28 protein-coding genes and 1 tRNA gene are annotated in these 24,378 nt (G+C 57.3%); 7 read left to right on the forward strand and 22 right to left on the reverse strand.

All coding sequences use genetic code 11. The features are described from left to right. From JQF37_RS08340 to JQF37_RS08360, 5 genes are all read left to right on the forward strand, one after another. The coding region (locus JQF37_RS08340) for a hypothetical protein (protein ID WP_204149614.1) at positions 1-192 on the forward strand (192 nt) is incomplete at its 5' end. A 203-nt stretch (positions 193-395) separates the two neighbouring features. Beyond that, positions 396-1,772 (forward strand): L-serine ammonia-lyase, encoded by a 1,377-nt coding sequence (locus JQF37_RS08345; RefSeq protein WP_130204617.1) that lies wholly within the window; start codon positions 396-398, stop codon positions 1,770-1,772. A gap of 36 nt (positions 1,773-1,808) precedes the next feature. Then, positions 1,809-2,933 carry a glycine cleavage system aminomethyltransferase GcvT gene (gene gcvT, locus JQF37_RS08350; protein WP_130204615.1) on the forward strand — a complete coding sequence of 375 codons (1,125 nt, stop codon included), beginning with the start codon at positions 1,809-1,811 and terminating at the stop codon, positions 2,931-2,933. Between the two features lie 404 nt (positions 2,934-3,337). After that, positions 3,338-3,550, forward strand: coding sequence for a cold-shock protein (locus JQF37_RS08355; protein WP_130204613.1), 213 nt, complete (start codon positions 3,338-3,340; stop codon positions 3,548-3,550). A 95-nt stretch (positions 3,551-3,645) separates the two neighbouring features. After that, positions 3,646-4,134: an RDD family protein gene (locus tag JQF37_RS08360; protein ID WP_130204611.1), complete on the forward strand. Its 489-nt coding sequence runs from the start codon at positions 3,646-3,648 to the stop codon at positions 4,132-4,134. Between the two features lie 133 nt (positions 4,135-4,267). On the opposite strand, the gene nadA is transcribed toward JQF37_RS08360, so the two are convergent. The 19 genes from nadA to JQF37_RS08455 all read right to left on the reverse strand — a co-directional run bounded on the left by nadA (position 4,268) and on the right by JQF37_RS08455 (position 19,422). After that, positions 4,268-5,326 (reverse strand): quinolinate synthase NadA, encoded by a 1,059-nt coding sequence (gene nadA / locus JQF37_RS08365; RefSeq protein WP_130204609.1) that lies wholly within the window; start codon positions 5,324-5,326, stop codon positions 4,268-4,270. Between the two features lie 274 nt (positions 5,327-5,600). Next, positions 5,601-5,676: transfer RNA gene (locus JQF37_RS08370), tRNA-Lys, on the reverse strand. A gap of 63 nt (positions 5,677-5,739) precedes the next feature. Beyond that, positions 5,740-6,432: a 7-cyano-7-deazaguanine synthase QueC gene (queC, locus tag JQF37_RS08375; RefSeq protein ID WP_103406786.1), complete on the reverse strand. Its 693-nt coding sequence runs from the start codon at positions 6,430-6,432 to the stop codon at positions 5,740-5,742. A gap of 1 nt (position 6,433) precedes the next feature. Next, positions 6,434-7,081, reverse strand: coding sequence for a 7-carboxy-7-deazaguanine synthase QueE (gene queE, locus JQF37_RS08380; RefSeq protein ID WP_047532495.1), 648 nt, complete (start codon positions 7,079-7,081; stop codon positions 6,434-6,436). A gap of 166 nt (positions 7,082-7,247) precedes the next feature. Beyond that, positions 7,248-8,087: a tol-pal system protein YbgF gene (ybgF, locus tag JQF37_RS08385; protein ID WP_130204607.1), complete on the reverse strand. Its 840-nt coding sequence runs from the start codon at positions 8,085-8,087 to the stop codon at positions 7,248-7,250. Between the two features lie 6 nt (positions 8,088-8,093). Continuing rightward, positions 8,094-8,591, reverse strand: coding sequence for a peptidoglycan-associated lipoprotein Pal (gene pal, locus JQF37_RS08390; protein WP_003178634.1), 498 nt, complete (start codon positions 8,589-8,591; stop codon positions 8,094-8,096). Positions 8,592-8,643: 52 nt separating this feature from the next. Beyond that, complete coding sequence (gene tolB, locus JQF37_RS08395; protein ID WP_189340262.1) at positions 8,644-9,924, reverse strand: Tol-Pal system beta propeller repeat protein TolB; 1,281 nt, start codon at positions 9,922-9,924, stop codon at positions 8,644-8,646. Between the two features lie 17 nt (positions 9,925-9,941). After that, positions 9,942-11,021, reverse strand: a complete 1,080-nt coding sequence (gene tolA, locus JQF37_RS08400) for a cell envelope integrity protein TolA (protein WP_047532505.1) — start codon at positions 11,019-11,021, stop codon at positions 9,942-9,944. Further along, positions 11,021-11,473, reverse strand: coding sequence for a protein TolR (gene tolR / locus JQF37_RS08405; protein ID WP_161793955.1), 453 nt, complete (start codon positions 11,471-11,473; stop codon positions 11,021-11,023). Before tolR ends, tolA begins: the two co-directional genes overlap by 1 nt. Positions 11,474-11,496: 23 nt before the next feature. Further along, on the reverse strand, positions 11,497-12,192 hold the full coding sequence (gene tolQ, locus JQF37_RS08410; RefSeq protein WP_047532507.1) for a protein TolQ: 696 nt from the start codon (positions 12,190-12,192) through the stop codon (positions 11,497-11,499). Next, entirely contained in the window at positions 12,182-12,649 is a 468-nt protein-coding gene (ybgC, locus tag JQF37_RS08415) for a tol-pal system-associated acyl-CoA thioesterase (RefSeq protein WP_130204603.1), read from the reverse strand. The genes tolQ and ybgC overlap by 11 nt, the downstream gene beginning before the upstream one ends. A 127-nt stretch (positions 12,650-12,776) precedes the next feature. Beyond that, positions 12,777-13,838, reverse strand: coding sequence for a Holliday junction branch migration DNA helicase RuvB (gene ruvB / locus JQF37_RS08420; RefSeq protein WP_090464626.1), 1,062 nt, complete (start codon positions 13,836-13,838; stop codon positions 12,777-12,779). Next, on the reverse strand, positions 13,839-14,447 hold the full coding sequence (gene ruvA, locus JQF37_RS08425; protein ID WP_047532510.1) for a Holliday junction branch migration protein RuvA: 609 nt from the start codon (positions 14,445-14,447) through the stop codon (positions 13,839-13,841). It abuts the gene before it with no gap. A gap of 114 nt (positions 14,448-14,561) precedes the next feature. After that, the gene (gene ruvC, locus JQF37_RS08430) at positions 14,562-15,086 is read right to left on the reverse strand and encodes a crossover junction endodeoxyribonuclease RuvC (protein WP_034149140.1); all 525 of its coding nucleotides are present in this window, start codon (positions 15,084-15,086) and stop codon (positions 14,562-14,564) included. Positions 15,087-15,230: 144 nt separating this feature from the next. After that, positions 15,231-15,977: a YebC/PmpR family DNA-binding transcriptional regulator gene (locus JQF37_RS08435; RefSeq protein WP_130204601.1), complete on the reverse strand. Its 747-nt coding sequence runs from the start codon at positions 15,975-15,977 to the stop codon at positions 15,231-15,233. Between the two features lie 122 nt (positions 15,978-16,099). Next, positions 16,100-17,875 (reverse strand): aspartate--tRNA ligase, encoded by a 1,776-nt coding sequence (gene aspS / locus JQF37_RS08440; RefSeq protein WP_130204599.1) that lies wholly within the window; start codon positions 17,873-17,875, stop codon positions 16,100-16,102. Positions 17,876-17,985: 110 nt separating this feature from the next. Beyond that, the gene (locus tag JQF37_RS08445; RefSeq protein WP_007977333.1) at positions 17,986-18,207 is read right to left on the reverse strand and encodes a zinc ribbon domain-containing protein; all 222 of its coding nucleotides are present in this window, start codon (positions 18,205-18,207) and stop codon (positions 17,986-17,988) included. A 135-nt stretch (positions 18,208-18,342) separates the two neighbouring features. Next, positions 18,343-18,681 (reverse strand): ribbon-helix-helix domain-containing protein, encoded by a 339-nt coding sequence (locus JQF37_RS08450; protein WP_130204597.1) that lies wholly within the window; start codon positions 18,679-18,681, stop codon positions 18,343-18,345. Between the two features lie 270 nt (positions 18,682-18,951). Then, a complete protein-coding gene (locus JQF37_RS08455) occupies positions 18,952-19,422 on the reverse strand; it encodes a Dps family protein (protein ID WP_047532514.1) in 471 nt (156 codons plus the stop codon). Positions 19,423-19,731: 309 nt separating this feature from the next. Here JQF37_RS08455 and JQF37_RS31695 point away from each other — a divergent pair, with 309 nt between their 5' ends. Next, positions 19,732-20,334, forward strand: coding sequence for a cold-shock protein (locus tag JQF37_RS31695; RefSeq protein WP_047532515.1), 603 nt, complete (start codon positions 19,732-19,734; stop codon positions 20,332-20,334). Between the two features lie 66 nt (positions 20,335-20,400). Here the strand turns inward: JQF37_RS31695 and JQF37_RS08465 are convergent, their stop codons facing one another. Both JQF37_RS08465 and JQF37_RS08470 read right to left on the reverse strand, forming a co-directional pair. After that, on the reverse strand, positions 20,401-20,607 hold the full coding sequence (locus JQF37_RS08465) for a SlyX family protein (protein WP_130204595.1): 207 nt from the start codon (positions 20,605-20,607) through the stop codon (positions 20,401-20,403). 3 nt (positions 20,608-20,610) lie between these two features. Beyond that, positions 20,611-21,036, reverse strand: coding sequence for an HIT domain-containing protein (locus JQF37_RS08470; protein ID WP_130204593.1), 426 nt, complete (start codon positions 21,034-21,036; stop codon positions 20,611-20,613). A 910-nt stretch (positions 21,037-21,946) separates the two neighbouring features. Between JQF37_RS08470 and JQF37_RS08475 the strand changes: the two genes are divergently transcribed. Continuing rightward, complete coding sequence (locus JQF37_RS08475; protein WP_130204591.1) at positions 21,947-23,236, forward strand: OprD family porin; 1,290 nt, start codon at positions 21,947-21,949, stop codon at positions 23,234-23,236. Positions 23,237-23,460: 224 nt separating this feature from the next. Here the strand turns inward: JQF37_RS08475 and JQF37_RS08480 are convergent, their stop codons facing one another. Further along, on the reverse strand, positions 23,461-24,303 hold the full coding sequence (locus JQF37_RS08480) for a mechanosensitive ion channel domain-containing protein (protein WP_130204589.1): 843 nt from the start codon (positions 24,301-24,303) through the stop codon (positions 23,461-23,463). Positions 24,304-24,378: the final 75 nt, after the last annotated feature.

Consider the following 24,378-nt stretch of genomic DNA (forward strand, 5'->3'; position numbering starts at 1 on the left):
CTGAAAAACGCCCCGCACACCGCGGCGGAGCTGGTCGGTGAGTGGTCGCATCCGTATAGCCGGGAGCAGGCGGTTTATCCGGTAGCGTCGCTGATCGAAGGCAAGTACTGGCCACCGGTCGGTCGTGTCGACAACGTCTTCGGCGACCGCAACCTGGTTTGCGCCTGCCCGTCGATCGAAAGCTACGCTTAAACGAATGAGGGGGCGGGTTTGCCCGCCCCCACTTTCAAGAACACCACAAAACCCTGTAGGAGCTGGCTTGCCAGCGATGAGGGTGGATCAGTCTACGTATCTGTTGCCTGACCCACCGCCATCGCTGGCAAGCCTGCTCCCGCAGGGAATGCATCAAGCCAGAATTTCCGTCCATTCCTATAACAAGAAACCGGAGAACAACCATGTCGTTAAGCGTGTTCGACCTGTTCAAGATTGGCATCGGCCCTTCCAGCTCCCATACCGTCGGCCCGATGCGTGCCGCCGCGCGTTTCGCCGAAGGCTTACGCCGTGACGGACTGCTGACAACGACGACCTGCGTCAAGGTCGAGCTCTACGGTTCGCTGGGTGCCACCGGCAAGGGCCACGGCAGCGACAAGGCTGTGTTGCTCGGCCTGGAGGGCGAACACCCGGACACCGTAAACACCGAAACCGTCACCGCCCGCCTGCATGAGATTCGCGGCAACGGACGCTTGAACCTGCTCGGCGAACACAGCATTGCGTTCAACGAGAAAGAACACCTGGCCATGATTCGCAAGCCGTTGGCCTATCACCCTAACGGCATGATCTTCCGCGCGTTCGATGCGGCAGGCCTGCAAATTCGCAGCCGCGAGTACTACTCGGTCGGCGGCGGGTTTGTCGTCGATGAAGACGCTGCAGGCGCCGACCGCATCGTTGAAGATGCCACGCCCCTGACCTTTCCCTTCAAAAGTGCCAAGGACCTGCTCGGTCACTGCACCACCTATGGCTTGTCGATCAGCGAGGTGATGCTGACCAACGAAAGCGCCTGGCGTCCGGAAGCGGAAACCCGCGCCGGTCTGCTGAAAATCTGGCAAGTGATGCAGGACTGTGTCGCCGCCGGTTGCCGCAACGAAGGCATCCTGCCTGGCGGTTTGAAGGTCAAGCGTCGTGCGGCAGCGCTGCATCGGCAATTGTGCAGCAACCCCGAGTCCGCCTTGCGCGATCCACTCTCCGTGCTGGACTGGGTCAACCTCTACGCCCTGGCCGTGAACGAAGAAAACGCCAACGGCGGACGCGTGGTCACGGCCCCCACCAACGGTGCGGCCGGGATCATTCCGGCCGTGCTGCATTACTACATGCGCTTTATTCCCGGCGCGAACAATGACGGGGTCGTGCGTTTCCTGCTGACCGCTGCGGCCATCGGCATCCTGTACAAGGAAAACGCCTCGATCTCGGGCGCCGAAGTCGGTTGCCAGGGTGAGGTGGGCGTGGCGTGCTCCATGGCGGCCGGCGCGCTTTGCGAAGTCCTCGGCGGCAGCGTTCAGCAAGTGGAGAACGCCGCTGAAATCGGCATGGAACACAACCTCGGCCTGACTTGCGACCCGATTGGCGGACTGGTGCAGGTGCCTTGCATCGAGCGCAATGCCATGGGATCGGTCAAGGCCATCAATGCCGTGCGCATGGCCATGCGTGGTGACGGCCAACATTTCGTCTCCCTCGACAAGGTCATTCGCACCATGCGCCAGACCGGCGCCGACATGAAAAGCAAATACAAGGAGACCGCCCGTGGCGGTCTCGCGGTCAACATTATCGAGTGCTGATGTGCGCTCACCTGCACACTTCTTCAGGAGCTGAATATGTCCACCGAACAACTGTTGAAAACCCCGTTGCACGCCCTGCACATCGAGCTCGGCGCACGCATGGTTCCGTTCGCGGGCTATGACATGCCTGTGCAATACCCGCTGGGCGTGATGAAAGAACACCAACACACCCGCGACCAGGCCGGCCTGTTTGATGTGTCGCACATGGGCCAGATCCGCCTGACCGGCGCCAACGCCGCCAAGGCCCTGGAAACCCTCGTGCCAGTGGACATCATCGACCTGCCGGTGGGCATGCAGCGCTACGCGATGTTCACCAATGAGAGCGGTGGCATCCTCGACGACCTGATGGTCGCCAACCTGGGTAACGACGAGTTGTTCCTGGTGGTCAACGCCGCCTGTAAAGATCAGGACCTGGCGCACCTGCGCAAGCACATCGGCAATCAATGCACCATCGAGCCACTGTTCGAAGAACGCGCGCTGCTCGCTCTGCAAGGCCCGGCGGCCGTCACTGTCCTGGCACGCCTGGCGCCGGAAGTGGCAAAGATGACATTCATGCAGTTCACTCGAGTGAAACTTTTGGGCGTGGAGTGTTTTGTCAGCCGCTCGGGCTACACCGGTGAAGACGGCTTCGAAATCTCCGTACCGGCACAAAACGCCGAAGCCCTGGCCCGCGCCCTGCTGGCCGAACCTGAAGTCGAAGCCATCGGCCTTGGCGCGCGCGACTCGCTGCGCCTGGAAGCCGGCCTGTGCCTGTACGGCCACGACATGAACACCGACACCACTCCGATCGAAGCTAGCCTGTTGTGGGCCATCTCCAAGCCACGCCGTACCGATGGCGCGCGAGCCGGTGGCTTCCCTGGGGCTGAGACGGTATTCGCTCAACAACAGACCGGCGTCGGCCGCAAACGTGTCGGCCTGCTGCCACAGGAACGCACCCCGGTGCGCGAAGGCGCAGAGATCGTCAACGAAGCCGGCGAGATCATCGGCAGCGTCTGCAGCGGCGGTTTCGGGCCGACCCTTGGCGGTCCTTTGGCGATGGGTTACCTCGACAGCGCTTATATCGCGCTCGATACGCCGGTTTGGGCGATTGTTCGTGGGAAAAAGGTTCCTTTGCTTGTAAGCAAAATGCCATTTGTTCCACAACGCTACTATCGCGGCTGATTGACTGTTCCTATAAGTAACGCGGTTGCGTTAACAGTGCACTAATGTGTAACGCAACCGCCATAAAATAGTGCACTGTTTGAATCTAAGCTTCGATTATGAACTTTGCTTATAACGATCGAAAACAATTGAACAAGCATAACGAATAACGCACCCACTAACCGACCGGAAAATTGCTCAAACTGAGGAAAACCGGGGGCTTTGCGGGGGCTTGTTTTTTCTCCCGTAGTTGGCGTAGAGTTTGTTCACTGTGTTTGCATGGGTCGCTTGGAATCGTGACCTGGGCAGTAGCCTACAAGTTAGCTACATCCCGTTCGACGTCTTCTTACTCTCCTGCAACCAGCCCCAGTACTCTTTCATGAGAAGGAGGCTGTCATCAATTTTAGCGTCAAAGGAAATAAGAAATGTCCCAACGTCAGAGCGGTACCGTCAAGTGGTTTAACGACGAGAAAGGTTTTGGTTTTATCACTCCAGAGAGCGGTCCGGATCTGTTCGTGCATTTCCGCGCTATTCAGGGCAACGGCTTCAAGAGCCTGAAAGAAGGCCAAAAAGTGACTTTCATCGCTGTGCAAGGCCAGAAAGGCATGCAGGCTGACGAAGTCATCGCAGAAGTCTAATTTTCTGTAACGAAAAAGCCCCTGATGCTGACATCAGGGGCTTTTTTGTGCGCGCAAATCCGTAAAATGGCTTCTTTTTTCGCCGAGAGCCTGCCATGTCGAAACACCTGCTTACTCCTCAGGGCGATTTCCCTGTCGCTGGCCTGGGTCGTCGCCTGGCCGCGATGTTCTACGACTTCCTGCTGTGTACCGCGCTGCTGATAGTCACCAGCGGCATCTACAAGATGATTCAAATGGCGATCATCGGCGAAGACAAAATGCGCGCCCTCACCGAATCCGGCGCACTGGATGGCGATCCACTGCTGTCGACAGTGCTCCTGTTCGTACTGTTCGGCTTTTTCGCCAAGTTCTGGACCTGGTCTGGGCAGACGCTGGGGATGCAGGTCTGGTGCATCCGCGTGCAGAATGCCGACGGCTCATCCATCAGCCTGTGGCAAGCTTTGTTGCGCTTCGTGGTGGCCATCGCATCGCTGCTATGTGTCGGCCTGGGTTTTTTCTGGTCGCTGTTCGACAAGCAGAAACGCAGTTGGCATGACATGTATTCCAATACTCAACTGGTGCGGATTCCAAAGAAATCCAAATAAATTCGCACCGCACAAATCATTGTGGGAGCGAGCCTGCTCGCGATGGCGGCGTATCAGTCAACATGCATGTGACTGACAGTCCGCTATCGCGAGCAGGCTCGCTCCCACCGTTTTTTCTACTCGCTGATTGATCTCAGGCGTTGCCCGCCAGTTTCATCCGCGCCGCCTGGGTGAAATCGAGCATGCGCTTCAGCGGTCGAATCGCCTGTGGTATCAGCGCAGGATCAACAAAGATCTCATTCGCCCCCTCCTTCAAGCTCTTCAGCGTGCGCTCAAGGGTATTCATCGCCATCCATGGGCAATGTGCGCAACTGCGGCATGCCGCGCCGTTACCGGCCGTTGGCGCCTCGATAAAGACCTTGTCCGGACACAGCTGCTGCATCTTGTAGAAGATGCCACGGTCAGTGGCGACAATCAGAGTCTTGTTCGGCAGGCTCTGCGCCGCCGCGATCAGCTGACTGGTGGAGCCAACGGCATCCGCCAGTTCGATCACCGACGTCGGCGATTCCGGGTGCACCAGAATCGCCGCCTCGGGATACAGCGCCTTCATGTCTTCGAGCTGCTTGGATTTGAATTCCTCGTGAACGATGCAGGCACCATCCCAAAGCAGCATGTCGGCGCCGGTCTGGCGCTGAATGTAGGTGCCAAGGTGCTTGTCCGGGCCCCAGATGATCGTTTCGCCGTTATCCATGAGGCTCTCGACGATCTCCAGCGCGCAGCTGGACGTCACCACCCAATCCGCCCGGGCTTTGACCGCTGCCGACGTGTTGGCATAAACCACCACCGTACGCTCGGGGTGCTGATCGCAGAACGCGGAAAACTCGTCGACGGGGCAACCCAGGTCCAGCGAACAAGTCGCTTCCAGGGTCGGCATCAGGATGCGCTTTTCCGGGTTGAGGATCTTGGCGGTTTCGCCCATGAACTTCACACCGGCGACCACGACGGTCTTGGCCGGATGGGCATTGCCGAACCGGGCCATCTCCAGCGAGTCGGAGACACAGCCCCCGGTTTCTTCAGCCAGGGCCTGAATGATCGGATCACAATAGAAGTGAGCCACCAGCACTGCGTCCTGAGCCTTGAGCTCGGCAGCGATGGCGGCACGGTAATAGGCTTCCTCATCGGCGGTCAGCGGCCTGGGCTGCTTGGCGTCGAGGTGGGCTTGAACCAGAAGGCGTTCGGAAATCTGCGTCATGTTCGCAAGACCTGCAGGCGCATTCGCGCGAAAGTCGAGTATACACCCGGCTCCGGACCCTTCAGGGGGTACCGCCGGGAAAGTGGGTATTCATCAGGCACGGACAGTGTTGAAGCTGGGCAAGGCTACAGAATATCCCGGGGATGCAAAAGATGATTCTGACCTGCGTCATGCAGTGCAGCCCAAGAACGGGACGGACCTAAATCGCGGGCAAAAAAAAATCCGGAAATCCTCACTTTCGTGGGCCTTCCAGACTTTTAAAACAGCTTGAAAATGGTGGGTCGTGTGGGATTCGAACCTACGACCAATTGGTTAAAAGCCAACTGCTCTACCAACTGAGCTAACGACCCGCTGTGTGGTGGCGCGTATAATACTGATTTTTAAGGACTATTCAACACCTTTTTTAAAATAATTCAAAAATAAGGTGTCGGGTCGCTGATTCCGGCCGCCGCAAAGCCTTCCGCACGCAGTCGGCAGCTGTCGCACTTGCCGCAGGCACGGCCATTATCGTCAGCCTGATAGCAGGAAACGGTCAGGCTGTAGTCCACACCGAGCTTCACGCCAGCCTGGACGATCTGCGCCTTGCTCAGGTTTTGCAGTGGCGCCTGGATGCGGAACCCCTGCCCTTCTACGCCGGCTTTGGTAGCCAGATTGGCCATGCGCTCGAACGCTTCAACGAACTCGGGACGGCAATCCGGGTAACCAGAGTAGTCGACTGCGTTCACGCCGATAAAGATGTCACGCGCGCCCAGCACTTCCGCCCAACCCAGCGCCAGCGAGAGAAACACCGTGTTGCGTGCCGGGACATAAGTCACCGGAATGCCTTCGCTCGGCGCTTCCGGCACGTCGATGCTGCTGTCGGTCAATGCTGACCCGCCAATGCCATTCAGGTTCAGTCCGATCACCTTGTGCTCGACCACACCCAGATCACGAGCAACACGTTCGGCAGCGTGCAATTCGGCACGGTGCCGCTGACCATAGTCGAAGCTCATGGTGTAGCAGCTGTAGCCATCGGCGCGGGCCATGGCCACGACAGTCGCCGAGTCCAAACCTCCGGAAAGCAGGATGACCGCACGTTTTTCAGCAGTGTTCAGTTGTTCTGTCATATCAGCGCCCCGGCTCGTCGTTCCAAAGATATTTATGCAGCTGCAATTGCAGACGCACTGGCAGGTTGTCCGCCACCACCCAGTCAGCCAGGTCCCGAGCATTAAGGTCATGGTGACTAGGCGAGAACAGGACTTCGCCAGCGCGCCGATCAAGACCGTACTGGATCAATTTGGACACGGACCAGTCATAGTCTTCCCGCGAGCAGATGACGAACTTCACCTGATCGTTGGGCGTGAGCAGCTCAATGTTCTCGTAACGGTTGCGATGCGCCTCGTTCGAACCTGGCGTTTTCAGGTCGACGACGCGACTGACGCGGGAATCTACCGCCGATATATCGAGAGAACCACTGGTTTCCAGTGACACTTCGTAACCGGCATCGCACAACCGCTTGAGCAATGGAATGGCATTGGGTTGTGCCAGAGGCTCGCCGCCGGTGACACAGACATAACGCGGACGGAAACCAGCCACTTGCTCAAGAATATCGTCGAGCGTGCGGATGGTTCCGCCGGTGAAGGCGTAGGCACTGTCACAGTATTGGCAACGCAACGGGCAACCGGTCAGACGCACAAAAACAGTGGGCAGGCCGGCGGTCCGAGTTTCACCCTGCAACGAGTAGAAAACTTCGGTAATTCTCAATGTGTCTTGCATAGTCGCCACGGGCGTAACAGCTAAACAGGCTGTCCGCCTCCGTCAGGCACTTCAAGGAACCCCGGCAATGCGCAGATCCCAAAAAGCGTGTTTCAGAAAAAGGGGGTGAATTCTAACGAAAAAACCCGCGACAAGCGCGGGTTTCTTCGAAACGGGTCAAGCAGGCTTACATGCGCTGCAGATCGCGTTGAGCCAGCTGAGCGGCGGAAGTGCCCGGATACTGGGAAACCACCTGCTGCAGAATGCCTTTGACGCGGTCGGTGTGACCAAGTCGGCGCTCTACGTCAGCGAGCTTGTACAGCGAATCAGGCACCTTGGCGTGCTTCGGGTACAGCTGCGAAACCTTGGCAAATGCCTGACCTGCGCCTTGCAGGTCGCCTTTGGCCAGGTTGACTTCGCCCAACCAGTACTGGGCATTACCCGCGTATTGGCTGTTCGGGTATTTACGCAGGAACGCGGCAAAAGCCTGACTGGCCTTGTCGAAATCCTTGGCCTTGATCAGGTCGAAGGCTGCGTCGTAATAGAGCTTTTCCTTCGCCGGGTCCGCCGGTTCGCTACCCGCGGCGGGTGCTTGAGCGGCAGCCGCTCCCGCAGCTCCGCCAGCGGCTGCAACGGGGGCATTCAAATTGCCACCGGTAGAAGAATTCTCAGGAGTCGCGGCCGGTGCAGCGCCGGTTCCTATGCGCCGATCCAGGTCCTGGTATCGCTCCAGGTTTTCCTGCTTCATGCGCGCTACATCATTCTGCAGAACCTCGATCGCGCCTTGCTGACGCTCGATTTGTTGCTGCATCGATTGCAGTTGGTTGAACAGCTCGCCCTGTGCCGAGACAGGGGCCGAAACCCCTCCCCCGGCATAGGCGCCGTTCGTACCGTAACCTGCAGGCGGATAACTGCTCCCGCTATTGTTATAACCGGAGTTGTTATCGACCACAGGAACCGCAGCCCACACCGAAAGCGGTGCGAGACTGAGAGCCAGGACAGTTACAGCACGACGGCACGTTCGCATGACGAATTACTTACGCAGTTCGACGCGACGGTTTTGAGCCCAGGACTGCTCGTCGTTGCCGGTAGCAACTGGACGCTCTTCGCCGTAGGAAACCAGTTCCAGCTGAGCTGGGGAAACACCTTGCAGTACCAGGTAACGCTGAACGGCTTTCGCACGACGCTCGCCCAGTGCCATGTTGTACTCACGAGTACCACGTTCGTCGGTGTTGCCTTCCAGAACAACGCGAGCGCCGTTTGCTTTCAGGTCTTTGGCGTGAACGTCCAGAGCGCGCATGGCTTCTGGCTTCAGGTCCGAGCTGTCGTATTCGAAGTAGAAGGTGGTGATTGCGCGCAGAGCAGCTTCTTCGCTCAGGGAACCGTCAACAGCACCAGTGTTGGCGCCATAACCAGCGTTTGGATCAACAGCGCCTTCACCGGCGTTGTCGCCGCCTTTGGACGAGCAACCTACAGCTACAGCCATGGCCAGAGCCAGCGCAGCAAATTTACCAAACTTCAGCATTTCCATCGTGAAACTCCTAATGAACCCCAGTGTGTTAAGTAAAACGTATAGCGCCGCGTCAGTTCAGGTAAGGGGACCAGGAAGGTTCTCTGACTTCGCCTTGAGCGGTAGGAAGCGGGAGCCTTACGCGTCCATTGATGGACACGAGCATCAAGACTCCCCGGCCCTGCTGGCGGGTGGCGTAGATTACCATGGTGCCGTTGGGCGCGACAGTGGGCGACTCGTCCAGAGTGCTATCAGTGAGGATTTTTACACTGCCTCGCTGCAAATCCTGGGCCGCCACTTTGAAATTGGTGAAACCGTCCTGGCGGTGAATCATCACCAGGGTCTTTTCGTCAGCCGACAATTTAGGATTGGCGTTGTAGTTACCGATGAAGGTCACACGCTCGGCACCACCACCGCCCACGCTGGTTTTGTAGATCTGCGGCTTGCCGCCACGGTCGGAAGTGAAGTAAAGGGTCGAACCATCCTTACCCCAGAACGGTTCGGTGTTGATGCCGGGACCATTGGTGACACGGCTGATCTGACGCGACCCCAGGTTCATCACGTAGATGTCAGGGTTACCGTCCTTCGACAATACGAATGCCAGGCGATTGCCATCTGGCGACCAGGCTGGCGCACCGTTCAGGCCTTCGAAGTTGGTGATCTGCTCACGACGGCCGGTGTCGATGTTCTGCATGAAGATGCGTGGGCGCTTCTGCTCGAACGATACGTAGGCGATGCGCTTGCCATCCGGTGCGAAACGCGGCGACAGGATCGGTTCACGCGATTGCAGCAGCGTCACGGCGCGAGCACCGTCGTAGTCCGAACGCTGCAGCGTGTAGCGAGTGTTCTTCTCGGAGAAACGCTCGGCGGTCACGTACAGCAGACGAGTCGAGAACGCACCTTTGATACCGGTGAGTTTTTCGAACGACTGGTCGGAGATGTAGTGCGCCATGTCGCGCAGTTGATCGACACCACCCGACACGCTACCGGTCAGCACTTGCTGCTCGGTGGCGACGTTGAACAGTGCGTATTGAACCTGCAGGCGACCGCCGGCAGGAACGATGCTACCGACCATGACGTACTGGGCGCCCAGCGCCTTGAAGTCACGGTAGATGATTTCGCTGGCCTGGCTTGGCTGGCTGATCATGTTCTGCTTGGGAATCGGCGAGTAGTAACCCGAGTTACGCAGGTCGTTACCGATGATTTCGGCCATGTCGTCCGGCAGCACGCTGCCGCCCTGGTTGCCGAACGGTACAACGGCGATCGGAGTAGCCCGATCGCTGCCGCTGGTGACCAGAATGTTTTTCTCATCTGCCATCGCCATCCCTGCCATGCAGCAGATAACGACCAGCATTCCTCGAAGAAGGTTTCTCACAAGGCTAGATCCTCAGGTGTGAATGTCATCTTGAATGAACGATACGGAGCGAAATCGCTCGGCTTCATTCCCTGCATTTCTGTCAAACGTCCAATATTCTTCACCGCCGCTACAGCCGATGCGTCAAATGGACCGTCACCGCTGGACTTGGCCACGCTGACCGAAGTCACCGTACCGTCCGGCAACATGCCGATTTGCAACACGACCGTCATGCCTTTGCGGGCCGAAGGTGGACGAGCCCAGCCTTCCGCTGCACGAGCCCGAATCAGGTCATCGAAACTGCCGGCGACTTCGTCGCCCTGCTCATCGGCCAAGGCCTGCTGACGCTGCGGCGTGTCGGAAAGCAAATCTGCCAGGGCCTGAGCCTTTTTATCCTCGGCGGATTTACGTGCCGCGTCCTGCGCTTTCTTCTTCGCAGCATCGGCAGCAGCTTTCTTCTTCGCTTCTTCGGCGACTTTCTTCTTCGCCTCTTCAGCTTCAGCTTTCTTCTTGGCGTCTTCCGCGGCTTTCTTCTTCGCGTCTTCGACGATCTTCTTCTTCGCTTCCTCAGCGGCCGCTTTCTTGGCCTCTTCTTCAGCAGCCTTCTTGGCTTCTTCTTCCGCTTTCTTCTTGGCTATATCAGCCAATTGTTTCTCTTCTGCCTTCTTGGCTTCGGCGGTCTTCTTCGCTTCGTCGGCTTTCTTGGCTTCATCAGCCTTTTTCGCCTCTTCCGCTTTCTTGGACTCGGCGGCCTTCTTGGCTTCCTCGGCCTTTTGAGCTGCTTCTTCTTTCTTTTGTTCCGCAGCCTTCACCGCTTCCTGCTCGACCTTCTTCTGTTCCATCTGTTCGACTTCGGTCTGACGCGCCGCAGATTTCTGCGCTTCACCGGCAATCTTCTGATTGGTCTGGGTGGTCGCCCGACTTTTCGATTTCAGCTGGTACAAGGTCGCCTGGACAATCGGCTTGGCCGGCGGCAGTTCCGGTGTCATGGCGAAACTGACAAACAGCATGCCGAACACCAGCACGTGCAAGCCAATCGCCCAGACACTAGGCCAGAAGTAGCTTTCCGAGGCGGACGGCTCTCGCTGTTGTTGCATCAGGGCGCCTCGGTAATCAAGCCAACATTACCGACCCCGGCTTTCTGCAATCCGCCCATGGCGCCCATGACAGAGCCGTAATCGACGGACTTATCGCCGCGAATGAAGACCTGGGTGTGCTTGCCGCCCTCGTTACCGGCGCGAATGATCTTGGTCACCGCATCGGTCATTTGAGGCAAGGTCATGGCCCTGTCCTGCTGCTTCTCTGTATCGACTTCGCTGCCAAGATTCCAGTAATAGGTCTTGTCAGCCTTGATCGAAATGGTCAGGACCTGGGTGTTGTTGTCCTGCGGCAAGGCCTCACTGGAAACCTTGGGCAGATCAACTTTCACGCCCTGATTGAGCATCGGCGCGGTCACCATGAAGATGACCAGCAGTACCAACATCACGTCGATGTAGGGCACCACGTTCATCTCGGCGACCGGCTTGCGCTTGTGTCGAGCTCGAGCGATTAAAGCCATTGGAAATTACCTGCTTATTCTTCGCTGGTGTGCACTTTGCGGTGCAGGATCGCCTGGAATTCGTCGGCGAAGGTGTAGTAACGGCTCAGCAGTGTTTCGCTGCGAGCAGAGAAGCGGTTGTAAGCGATAACGGCCGGGATGGCGGCGAACAGACCGATCGCGGTGGCGACCAGGGCTTCGGCGATACCGGGCGCCACAGTCGCCAGCGTTGCTTGCTGGGCAGTCGCCAGACCACGGAAGGAGTTCATGATGCCCCACACGGTACCGAACAGGCCGATGTACGGGCTGACGGAACCGACGGTGGCCAGGAATGGCAGACTCTGCTCGAGCTTTTCTTCTTCGCGGGAAATGGCTACACGCATGGCACGAGCCACGCCTTCCATGACGGCTTCAGGATCGACGCCAGGTTGCTGACGTAGACGGGAGAACTCTTTGAAACCGGCGCGGAAGATCTGCTCGACACCCGAATCCGGGTCCGGGTTGCTGCCGGCCTGACGGTAGAGCTTGGACAGGTCGATACCCGACCAGAAGCGCTCTTCAAAGCTCTCCAGGGCACGTCGGCCAGCGCGTATCAGATTGCTGCGCTGAAAGATCATGATCCACGAGGTCACCGATGCGGCTACCAGGATCAGCATTACCAGTTGCACCACGACACTGGCATTGCTGACCAGGCTCCACATGGAGGAATGGTCGACGACGTTAGCTTCCACGCTTTATCTCCTGCTTTGAGTGTGTACCCGCGCCGCTCACGTCGGCAAAGGCCGCTCGTAGAGCTTCGGGAATGGCCCGGGGTTTCAAACTGTTAGTGCGCACACAGGCCACCAAAAACTGCCCCTCGCAGAGCAGCACATTATCCGTAGCCCGCCTGACCTGCTGTTTAAAGCGCAGGCTGGCACGGTTCAATTCGATTACTTCAGCGCTTACCAACAGTTCGTCGTCCAGTCGCGCCGGCGCGTGGTAACGCGCTTCGCTGGAATGCACGACGAACAACAGGTCCTCCCCTGCCAGCTGCGATTGGGCAAAGCCCAGATCTCGTAGCCGCTCGGTTCGAGCCCGTTCCATAAACTTGAGGTAATTAACGTAATACACGATGCCGCCCGCATCGGTGTCCTCGTAATAAACGCGACAACGATGTGCGAAAGGCTCAAGCCCGTTTTGCGCGCGCATACTCTAGTGCTTACTCCTCAGGTTGCCAATCCGGCGAGACAACTGTTTTTCATTGTTCTGCGGCTTTCTTGCAAAAGTACGGTCCTAGGACAGCACAATGCCCGAATAAATCAGCGCGCAAAGGTTATTAATCGTCCACGGCATCAAGGAACTCGTCTATCACGGGCATCTCGCCCAATCGTGACGGAATGTTCAAGCCGAAATGCAGATATGCATGCCGCGTCACCACCCTTCCCCGCGGCGTGCGCATGATGTAGCCCTGCTGAATCAGATAGGGTTCAAGTACGTCTTCAATGGTGTGACGCTCCTCGCTGATGGCTGCGGCGAGACTGTCCACCCCGACCGGCCCGCCGTCGAACTTCTCGATCATGGTCAGCAACAGACGTCGGTCCTGGTGATCGAAGCCACGCTCATCGACATCCAGCAGGTTCAATGCCAGGTCGGCAATCGGCTTGGTGATGTGCCCCTTGGCACGAACTTCGGCGAAATCCCGCACACGACGCAGCAAGCGATTGGCAATTCGCGGGGTACCCCGGGCACGGCGGGCGATTTCAAAGGCGCCTTCCGGATCCAGCGGCAAACCGAGGATGCTGGCCGAACGACTGACAATCGTGGCCAGGTCGGCCGTGCTGTAGAACTCCAGGCGCTGCACGATCCCGAAACGGTCACGCAACGGGTTGGTCAGCATTCCCGCCCGCGTGGTCGCACCGACCAGGGTGAAGGGCGGCAGATCCAGCTTGATCGAGCGCGCGGCCGGTCCTTCACCGATCATGATGTCGAGTTGGAAATCTTCCATGGCCGGGTATAGCACTTCTTCGACAATCGGCGACAGTCGATGGATTTCGTCGATGAACAGCACGTCATGGGGTTCAAGATTGGTCAGCAGCGCGGCGAGATCACCCGGTCGCTCCAGCACAGGCCCCGAAGTGCTCTTGATCGAAACCCCCATTTCCTGGGCGATGATATTGGCCAGGGTGGTTTTACCCAGGCCCGGCGGACCAAAAATCAGCGTGTGGTCCAGGGACTCACTGCGCCCGCGGGCCGCCTGGATGAACAACTCCATTTGCTCGCGAACGGTCGGCTGACCAATGTATTCGGCCAGGCTGACAGGACGTATCGCACGGTCCTGGACTTCCTCGCGATCACGGGGACCACCCGTTGCGGCGATCAGACGATCAGCTTCAATCACTTAGATCATTCCCTTCAGGGCACGACGAATCAGGTCTTCACTGCTCAAGCCTTTCTCCTTGATCGCGGAAATCGCCTTGCTGGCTTCCTGAGGCTTGTAACCCAGGGAAATCAGCGCACTGACTGCATCGCTTTCAGCGGTGTTCACCGGAGCCGGGCCATCTGGCTGGTTCGGCACCAGGGCAAACATCGCCGGCACCGTTTCCCAGGCCTTGAAGCGATCCTTGAGTTCGACCAGCAGGCGCTCCGCGGTTTTCTTGCCCACGCCCGGCACCTTGGTCAACGCCGAAGTATCCTGGGATTGCACGCAACGGACCAACTCGTCGACTTCCAGACTCGACATCAAGGCCAGAGCCAATTTCGGTCCGACCCCATTGAGACGGATCAACTCGCGAAAAAAGTCTCGCTCGCGCTTGCCGACGAAGCCATAGAGTAACTGCGCGTCTTCGCGTACGACCAAATGGGTATGCAGCGTCAGCGGTTCACCGACCGACGGCAGCCGATACAGCGTAGTCATGGGCACTTCCAGCTCATACCCCAGACCGTTTACATCGAGAATCAGATGCGGCGGCTGTTTTTCAGCCAGTGTGCCGCGCAAGCGTCCAATCACGTTACAGATCCTTGAGCGTTGGCCAGCGCGAGGCCAGCGACTGACAGAACAAGGATTTTGCGCCGACGACACAGGCGAAAAACCTTCATTCCATAAAATTGACTGTTGATGCTATCAGAGACGCAACCGCCCGCCACGACTGCGTGCCGTGCCCAGACCATGGGGCAACAGGCTGGAACGGGTGTGAGCATGGCAAATGGCAATGGCCAGGGCATCCGAGGCATCGATTTGCGGCTTGCTGGTCAGCTTCAGCATATGCATGACCATCATTTGTACCTGCTCTTTATTCGCCCCGCCCGTCCCGGTCACCGCTTGCTTGACCTGGGTTGCGGTGTATTCGGCAATTTCCAGGTTTTCTTCGGCACCAGCGACAATGGCCGCACCGCGAGCCTGTCCGAGTTTCAACGCCGAGTCGGCGTTACGTGCCATGAACACCTTCTCGATGCCCATGGTCACCGGGCCGTAGGTCTGGATGACCTCGCGAACGCCGCGATAAACGATTTGCAGGCGCTCATGCAACTCGCCCGACCCCGTGCGAATGCAGCCCGACGCCACGTAAACGCAGCCTCGGCCGGTATCGCGCACCACGCCATAACCGGTGATACGCGAACCGGGGTCGATACCTAGAATTAAAGTCATAACGCCTGCGGGCTATTGGAAAAAACCAAGTGTCGAACCTGTAGGAGCGAGCTCGCGTTGGGCGCCAACGATGCTGCGAGCCAACTGAATTAGCACGCCACTCTCGGGCTCATCGCGAGCAGGCTCGCTCCTACAAAGGCAAAATCAACCGAGCTGTGCGGCCACCGACTCTGGAATATCCGCGTTGGAGTAAACGCTCTGTACGTCGTCCAGGTCTTCGAGCATGTCGATCATTTTGAGGACTTTCTCGGCGCCTTCCAGATCCAGCTCGGCGCTGGTGGTCGGCAGCATGACGATTTCCGCGTCATCACCCTTGAACCCGGCCGCTTCCAGCGCGTTACGCACGGAATAGAAACCGGCAAACGAGGTGAACACGTCGATGGAACCATCTTCGTTGGTCACCACGTCATCGGCATCAGCCTCCATGGCCGCTTCGATCAGTGCGTCTTCATCAACGCCAGGCACAAAGGAGATCTGACCCTTGCGCTCGAACAGGTAGGCGACCGAACCGTCGGTACCCAGGTTGCCGCCGCACTTGCTGAACGCATGGCGTACCGCTGCCGCCGTGCGGTTGCGGTTGTCGGTCATGCACTCGACCATCACCGCTACACCACCCGGGCCGTAACCTTCATAGGTCAACTCGACCACATCGTCAGTGTCTGCCGCACCGGTGCCACGGGCAATGGCCCGATCAATGATGTCGCGACTCATGTTCGCACCCAGGGCCTTGTCCAGGGCCAGGCGCAAACGCGGATTGGAGCCCGGATCACCGCCACCCTGACGGGCCGCGACGGTCAGCTCACGAATCCACTTGGTGAAAATCTTGCCTCTCTTGGCATCCTGACGTTCTTTGCGGTGCTTGATGTTCGCCCACTTGGAATGACCTGCCATAACTCGCTCCGAATTCTCTTTGACACATTACCCGCCACGCGGCGTCGCGTCGGCCGGCAAACAAAAAATTTCGACCCTTATAAAGAAAAGGCGCATCCGAAGATGCGCCCTTCAGGCCAGTCTTACTCAGCCTTAGGCGTTTCGCGCAGACGAATATGCAGTTCGCGCAATGCCTTGGCATCCACCTGCCCCGGCGCCTGAGTCATGACATCCGCCGCGCTCTGGGTTTTCGGGAAAGCGATCACTTCGCGGATCGATTGGGCACCGGTCATCAGCATCACCAGACGGTCCAGACCGAAAGCCAGGCCACCGTGCGGCGGCGCACCGTACTTCAGGGCGTCAAGCAGGAAGCCAAACTTCTCTTCCTGTTCAGCCTCGTTGATGCCCAACAGGCGGAATACCGACTGTTGCATCTCTTTGCGGTGGATACGGATCGAACCACCACCCAGCTCCGTGCCGTTCAGAACCATGTCGTAGGCGCGGGACAGAGCGGCTCCCGGATTGGCTTCCAGCTCTTGCGGGGTGCACTTCGGTGCGGTGAACGGGTGGTGCAAGGCACTGAAGCTGCCGTCTTCGTTTTCTTCGAACATCGGGAAGTCGACGACCCACATTGGCGCCCACTTGCAAGTCAGCAGGTCCAGGTCGTGGCCCAGCTTGATCCGCAGAGCACCCAGGGCTTCGCTGACGATCTTCGACTTGTCGGCGCCGAAGAACACGATGTCGCCGTCAACCGCACCGACGCGATCAAGGATCACGTTGAGGTTGGCTTCAGGGATGTTCTTCACGATTGGCGATTGCAGGCCTTCGACGCCTTTGGCGCGCTCATTGACCTTGATGTACGCCAGGCCCTTGGCACCGTAGATGCCGACAAACTTGGTGTAATCGTCGATCTGCTTGCGCGGCATGCTGGCGCCGCCAGGAACGCGCAAGGCGGCGATGCGGCATTTCGGGTCGTTGGCCGGGCCGCTGAACACCTTGAAATCGACTTCCTTGAGCTGATCGGCAACGTCAACCAGTTCCAGCGGGTTACGCAGGTCCGGCTTGTCGGAACCGTAACGACGCATGGCCTCTTCGAAGGTCATGTGCGGGAACTCACCGAATTCCAGATCCAGCACTTCCTTGAACAGGTTGCGGATCATGCCTTCGGTCAGGCCCATGATGTCTTTTTCATCGAGGAAACTGGTCTCGATGTCGATCTGGGTGAATTCCGGCTGACGGTCGGCACGCAGGTCTTCGTCGCGGAAGCACTTGGCGATCTGGTAGTAACGATCGAAGCCGGCGACCATCAGCAGTTGCTTGAACAGCTGCGGCGATTGAGGCAGGGCGAAGAACGAACCGGCGTGGGTACGGCTCGGCACCAGGTAGTCGCGCGCGCCTTCAGGGGTGGCGCGAGTCAGGATCGGCGTCTCGACGTCGAGGAAGCCGTTTTCATCCAGGTAGCGACGAATGCTGGTGGTCATGCGCGAACGCAGACGCAGCTTCTCGGCCATTTCCGGGCGACGCAGGTCAAGGAAGCGATAGCGAAGGCGGGTTTCCTCGCCGACATCGGAGAACTCGTTCAGCGGGAACGGCGGGGTTTCCGACTCGTTCAGCACTTCCAGCTCGTAGCCGAGGACTTCGATCATGCCCGACGCCATGTTGGCGTTGGTAGCACCGGCCGGACGCAGGCGAACCTTACCGGTGATCTTCACGACATACTCGCTGCGCACGCGGTCGGCGGCGGCGAAGGTTTCAGCGCGGTCCGGATCGAATACGACCTGGGCCAGACCATCACGATCACGGATATCGAGGAAAATCACCCCACCGTGGTCACGGCGACGGTGGACCCATCCGCAAAGGGTAATTTCCTGGCCGTCCAGGCTTTCGTTCAGTTGGCCGCAATAATGGCTGCGCATCATGGTCGTGGTTTCACTTCTCGTAATTCGAAATTCGGTTGGAGGCCCTGCGTATATACCAGTCGGCAGATGATGCAAGGGCTCGCACGTGTCGTTCAACTCAGGTCCAGACCCTAGTCAGCTTTGTCGCCGCCGGCCAGGTTCTTCTTGGAACCGGTCTTGAAATCGGTTTCGTACCAGCCGGTACCGCTCAGGCGGAAACCCGGCATGGACAGCATCTTCTTAAGCTCTGGCGCCTGGCATGCAGGGCAGTCGACCAGCGGTGCGTCGCTGATCTTTTGAATGGCTTCCAACTGATGACCACAGGAAGCACATTGATAATCGTACATCGGCATGAGGGTTGTCTCGGTGATCAGATTGCTACCGTCTACACTCGGTTTTACGGCAAAGCGCGGGATTATATCCATTAAATGCAGCCAGTGCAGCCGTAAGACTGCACAGATCGACACACCGCTGCTCCACTGCGACAGTCAGGCCATCACCATGCAACGCCCTTCCTTGCGACTGTGCACGACACAGACAACACGCACCAGGCCGCTGAAATTCTTCACCCCTCCATGACGCAAATGCACTTCGCGATCCACGTGGGACAACAATGCACTGACCGAACAACAGTTGATCCTGGCCATATCGCCCAGGATATCCCAGTAAACCTGCTCAAGCCGCAAACAGGTGGCAAAGCCATTGAGGCGCACCGACCGGGACAAGGGCCGGGCCAGCCCCATATCGAATTCGCTGACAAACGGATCAATCCTTATGTCTGCGAGCGGACCGATCCTCTGCTCGTTTCGCCTGTCCTCATAATCCATACCGTTGACACTCCTTTGCCATTCCGGGTTTTCATAAGCGCAATTTGTGTGCTTATAAAACCGCGAGGACAAAGTTATATCCAGATGACTTTATGACCATCCACGTAGGATAAGCCAACAACTGAAGGCAGATCATGGAGAGCGTCCTACTCCGGGCTTTTTCCTACGCCCCCCAGTAAAGGGTCATTCCGGCAGCAGGGCGTATTACCGAAAAAAGACAAGACAGCGCTCGGACGACACACGCCGGGTGTCGTCCGCGCACAGAATGAGTTACTCAGCCAGCAGTGAGCGCAGCATCCACGCGGTCTTCTCATGAACCTGCATACGCTGGGTCAGCAGGTCGGCCGTTGGCTCGTCACTGACTTTCTCCAGCAGTGGAAAGATGCCTCGTGCCGTACGTGTCACTGCCTCCTGGCCTTCGACCAATTGCCTGATCATGTCCTCGGCGGCCGGAACACCTTCTTCTTCCTTAATGGAAGACAGGCGCGCATAGACTGAATAGGCGCCAGGCGCCGGAAATCCGAGTGCGCGAATTCGCTCGGCAATCAAGTCGACCGCCAGTGCCAACTCGTTGTATTGCTCCTCGAACATCAAATGCAGGGTCCGAAACATGGGACCGGTGACGTTCCAATGGAAGTTATGGGTTTTCAAGTAAAGTACGTAAGTGTCCGACAGCAGCCTCGACAATCCGTCGACGATGGACTTGCGGTCCTCTTCACTGATTCCGATATCGATTGCCATGTTTTTCCCCTAAAGGTGACGAAATTCATCCGACAGGTGCAGGATCACTCTAGCAAGCCCCTCCCCCCGCTGCAGCCCTGCCTCCCCTTTTCAGCCCACGAAAAATCGCCCCCATGCACCGCTGGACTCCCTGATTTGAGTAGCTACTGGCTTTGCTGTTAAATAGGCGGTGTGTCGCTGACGCCTATATTTTCCGGGCGCCGCGCATAGGCTGACACCGGGTACGTACCCAACGCCTCTTATTGTTCTGAAGCGAACCGTGCTCGATCAGCTCTTCCTTGTGATCCGTCTTAACGTGAGTTAATCAAAATGTTGAAAATCGTCCACCTGCTAATGGGCGCAGCGGCTCTGCTGCTGTCCTTCATCCCTAGCCTGCGATCCGAAGCCGTACCTTACCTGCAACAACCCGACGCACTGTACCTGGCCTTTTTCGGCCTGCTAAACCTTACCCTCGCTCCTGTTATCCCATACTGGAACAAAGGCCCTCGCCATCAATTGCAGAACCTGGTCAGCGCCCTGCTGGTGCTGGCTGTTGTCCTGCAAACACTGACGCTGATCGCACCGATGCCGGTGATCGCCGGTCAACCTGCCGTTCTGTTCAGCCTGGTCGCTGCCCTGATTGCCGTTGTTTTGCACCTGGCGGTCAGTTTTTACAAATCGTCACCGGCCACCACTTCGCCTGGCTATGACATGAGCAACCGCGATACCGGCACCGTCAAGTGGTTCAACACGTCGAAAGGCTTCGGCTTTATTTCCCGCGACTCCGGCGACGATATTTTCGTGCACTTCCGGGCCATTCGCGGCGAAGGCCACCGCGTCCTGGTCGAAGGCCAGCGCGTGGAGTTCTCCGTCATGAACCGTGACAAGGGCCTGCAAGCCGAAGATGTGATCGCCGCTCTGCCGCGACGCTGATTCAAGGCATAAAAAAACCGCGAACAGCCAGGCTGTTCGCGGTTTTTTATTGCCGGCGCCTGGGCCTTAGTAATGTGGCGGCGGCGCCTCTTCCTCGAACGACTCGAACTGGCCGGCCATTTCTTCCTGGCGCTTGAGCAATGCGGCGATTTGCAGTTGCAGGCGCTCAACCGCACGCTGCTGTGCCGCCACTACATCATTCAATGCCTGAATGGTGTCATCCTGAAACGCCAACTGGCTCTCCAGATCGGTAATGCGATCTTCCAGACTCATGATTCAGCCCTCCACGAACGAAAAATCACTGGTCAGCACCAGGCGCAGCCGCTCGCGAATCGCCTCGACCTGCTCGGCACTGTAGGGTTTGGCCGGGTGCTTGCCCCAGACCGGAGCCGGCCAGGCGATGTCCTCACGCTTGCGCACGATCACATGCATGTGTAACTGGCTGACAACGTTGCCCAAGGCCGCGACATTCAACTTGTCCGCGCCGAATGAGTCCTTGAGCATCTCGGCCAGCGCGGTGGTTTCCTGCCAGAGCCGCAACTGATCGGCGACATCCAACTGAAATATCTCACTGATATCGTCGCGGCGAGGCACCAGGATGAACCAGGGATAATTCGAATCATTGGACAACAGCAACCGACAAAGCGGGAAATCGCCAATCGGCAACGTGTCTTGTTGAAGTCGTGGATCTAAAGCGAACACTGAGTGCACTCCCGCCTGGTCATCAATTTTCAGCTTAGCGCCCATCCCGAAAGATCGCGCACCAAGCGACTGGTCGGCAGCATACCTGCGAATGTCGCCGGCTTCACGAGCAACCATTGCCGAAGCCCGCCCGAGAGCTTGCAAAGGGCCGACGCGCGCCCCGAGATGAGACATTTCATGGCGAAACGCACCATTACAGACCCATTGCCAGTGAAACGAATAGCGAAATGACCAGCAACTACCTATCCGTTCAAGGCGTGGCAAACGCGTAACTGTACGAATTCAGTACAGCGCGTTAAATTATTTGCACCAAAACCGCACAGTGCGTCTACGCTGAATGCTTCGACATCCGCCATCTACTCACTGGTGGGGTGAACAGGTAACGTTTTTGGTTGTCACGCCGCCGTACATGGCGATAAACACGATGCAAACCATGGCGTCAAGCTCGACTAACAGAAGCATGCCCCCCCGGTTTTATGAGGTTTTTAGCGCACCAGGCAGGCATTCAGAAAAAAAGATCAGCAAAAAGCTGGTTTGTGCACACTTGTTGCATTAGCACCCACATCGTCTATGAGGACACCGCTGGAAGCGGGAACCTTGAGACCCAAAAAAATAGTGGCAGGTAGCCCGATGGAGATTCAAACGTTTCACCAAGGACTCTTTTTACCGATGCTCAAGCCCAGAAACAGCATTAAAGTTGTCCGTCCTGTTGCATCGGGGCTGTAAATTTGCGACATCTAGCAAGCCGTTTGCGACAGGGTCGTAAAGAAGCTGAAAGGTTAGATGCGCAAGTATCGCCAACATTGTCGGCGTGATATAAGTTTGCGCCGACACAAAAAGAAAGAGCCGCCCAGATAATAAAACAGGTGGGACGGCAGTACTCTTCTAAAAACCAAAGGAGCAAATCACGATGCGCGTGATGAAGTGGAGCATGATCGCACTGGCTGTTGCAGCTGGTACCTCGCAGTTCGCAGTAGCGTCCTCCCAGGACGACGCCAAGGGTTTTGTCGAAGATTCGAGCCTGAAACTGAAAACCCGTCTTGAATACATGAACCGCGATTTCAGAAATGGCGCGAGCAACAGCACTTCTGGCGGTGCTTCGGGCTACCGCCAAGACACCGGTATCAGCCAACTGCTGAACTACGAATCGGGCTTCACCCAAGGCGTTATCGGCGTCGGCCTCGATGCCATGGTAATGGGTACCGCCAAACTCGACGGCGGGTCGGGTCGTGCCGGTAACGGCCTGTTCGCCACTGACAGCGACGGTAACCCGGAAAAGAGCCAGGGCAAAAGCGGCGCAGCCGTTAAGTTCCGCCTCTCCGACACCACCCTCAAATACGGTCGTCAATTCGTTGCCAGCCCTGTATTTGCTACCGATGACAGCCGTCTGCTGCCAGAAGTCGCTGAAGGCACTCTGATTACCAGCAAGGAAATCAAAGGCCTTGAACTCAGCGCCGGTCGTTTCACTGCTCTGAGCTCGCAAACTGGCATGGGCAAGGACAGCATCAACGGGAAGCACACCGCGGGTCTGACCAGTGCCAACATCGCTGGCGCAACCTACCAGTTCACCGATAACTTCGTAGCCGGGCTCGCTGCGTCCGACGTTGATGACTACTTCAAGAAACAATACCTCAACGCCAACTACACCCTTCCGATCAATGACTCTCAGTCGCTGAACTTCGACCTCAACGCCTATCGCACCAAGGATCAGGGCCAGGCGCTGTATGGCAAGCTCGACAACAAACTGTGGAGCCTTGCAGCTGCCTACAGCCTGGGTGCACATAAATTCACCCTCGCTTACCAGCAATCGTCCGGTGACACCAACTACCTGTATGGCGTTGACGGTAACAGCACAATTTTCGTATCGAACTCCATCCAGATCTCCGACTTCATCGGTGTCGAAGAAAAATCCTGGCAGGCTCGTTACGACCTGAACATGGCCACCTATGGCGTACCTGGTCTGAGCTTCATGACTCGCTACGTATACGGCGACAACATCGAAACGACTGCAGGCACCGAAGGTAAGGAACACGAGTTCAACTTCGAAACCAAGTACGTCCTGCAAGAAGGTCCAGCCAAGGACCTGTCGTTCCGTCTGCGTAGCGCGATTTACCGTGCAAACGGTGCCTACAACGCTGACTACACTGCTGACAACAACGACGTACGTCTGATTGTTGAGTACCCGCTGAACATCCTCTAATCCGGGTGTAACACAGCAAGTACTGTAAAAAACCGCCCACCTCTTCAGGTGGGCGGTTTTTTTATGCCTGCCATATTCGTAAAAAGCCAGCAAACAACTTCATTTCATAACATCAGTCTTTTTTTCAATGAACTGATCAAAAATCACAAAAAAGCCCAAGAGGCAATTATCCTCTTGGGCCCTGTGCCACTAACGGAGCAAATAACCAACTAAGTTGGTATGGGTTACTGCACTGCCGCTTCCTGAACCACACGAACAACCCGTTGTGGAAATGGAATATCGATGCCAGCCTGTTTCAATCGATCACGGGACTGTTCATTAAACATGAACATTACGTCCCAATAATCTGCCGTTTTGACCCACACTCGCAGGGAAACAGTGATCGAACTGTCACCCAAGGTCGAAATGACTGCCTGAGGCTCCGGGTCCGTCAAAACACGCGGATCCTTGGCCAGGTCCAGCAAGACCTGACGGGCCTTTTGCAAGTCCGCTTCGTAATCCACGCCAACGTCGAACACCACTTTGCGGGTCGGTTGGCGATTGGTGTTGGTAATGATACCGTTCGACAGATTGCCGTTTGGCACGATAATCGTCTTGTTGTCACCCGTTCGTAACACGGTGTGGAAGATCTGGATGCTGTCGACAGTACCGGCAACACCTTGAGCCTCAATCCAGTCGCCAATTCGGAACGGTCGGAACAACAAAATCAGCACGCCACCCGCGAAGTTCGCCAGGCTGCCCTGCAATGCCAGACCAATCGCCAGGCCCGCCGCACCGATCGCCGCCACGAACGAAGTGGTTTCCACACCGATCATCGACGCCACACTGACGATCAGCAGTATCTTGAGAATGATATTCGCCAGGCTACTGATGAACCCTTGCAGGGCCAGATCCGCATTGCGCAGGGCCAAAAGACCGCCGAGCTTTTGCGTGACCTTGTTGATCAGCCACCAGCCAATGGCCAGAGTGATCACTGCCAGCAGCACACGACTGCCGTATTCCATGATCATCGGGATCCAGGCCTGGGATACCTTGACCAGGTTGTCTACTTCAGCATTCAAATCCATCTATTTTCTCCTGATTTCCGGCCATCCGGCACACGAAAAATAAACGGTAGAAATGACCGCACCCTCAGGGGCAAT

Source organism: Pseudomonas sp. MIL9, assembly GCF_016887925.1.
Lineage (GTDB): Bacteria > Pseudomonadota > Gammaproteobacteria > Pseudomonadales > Pseudomonadaceae > Aquipseudomonas > Aquipseudomonas mohnii.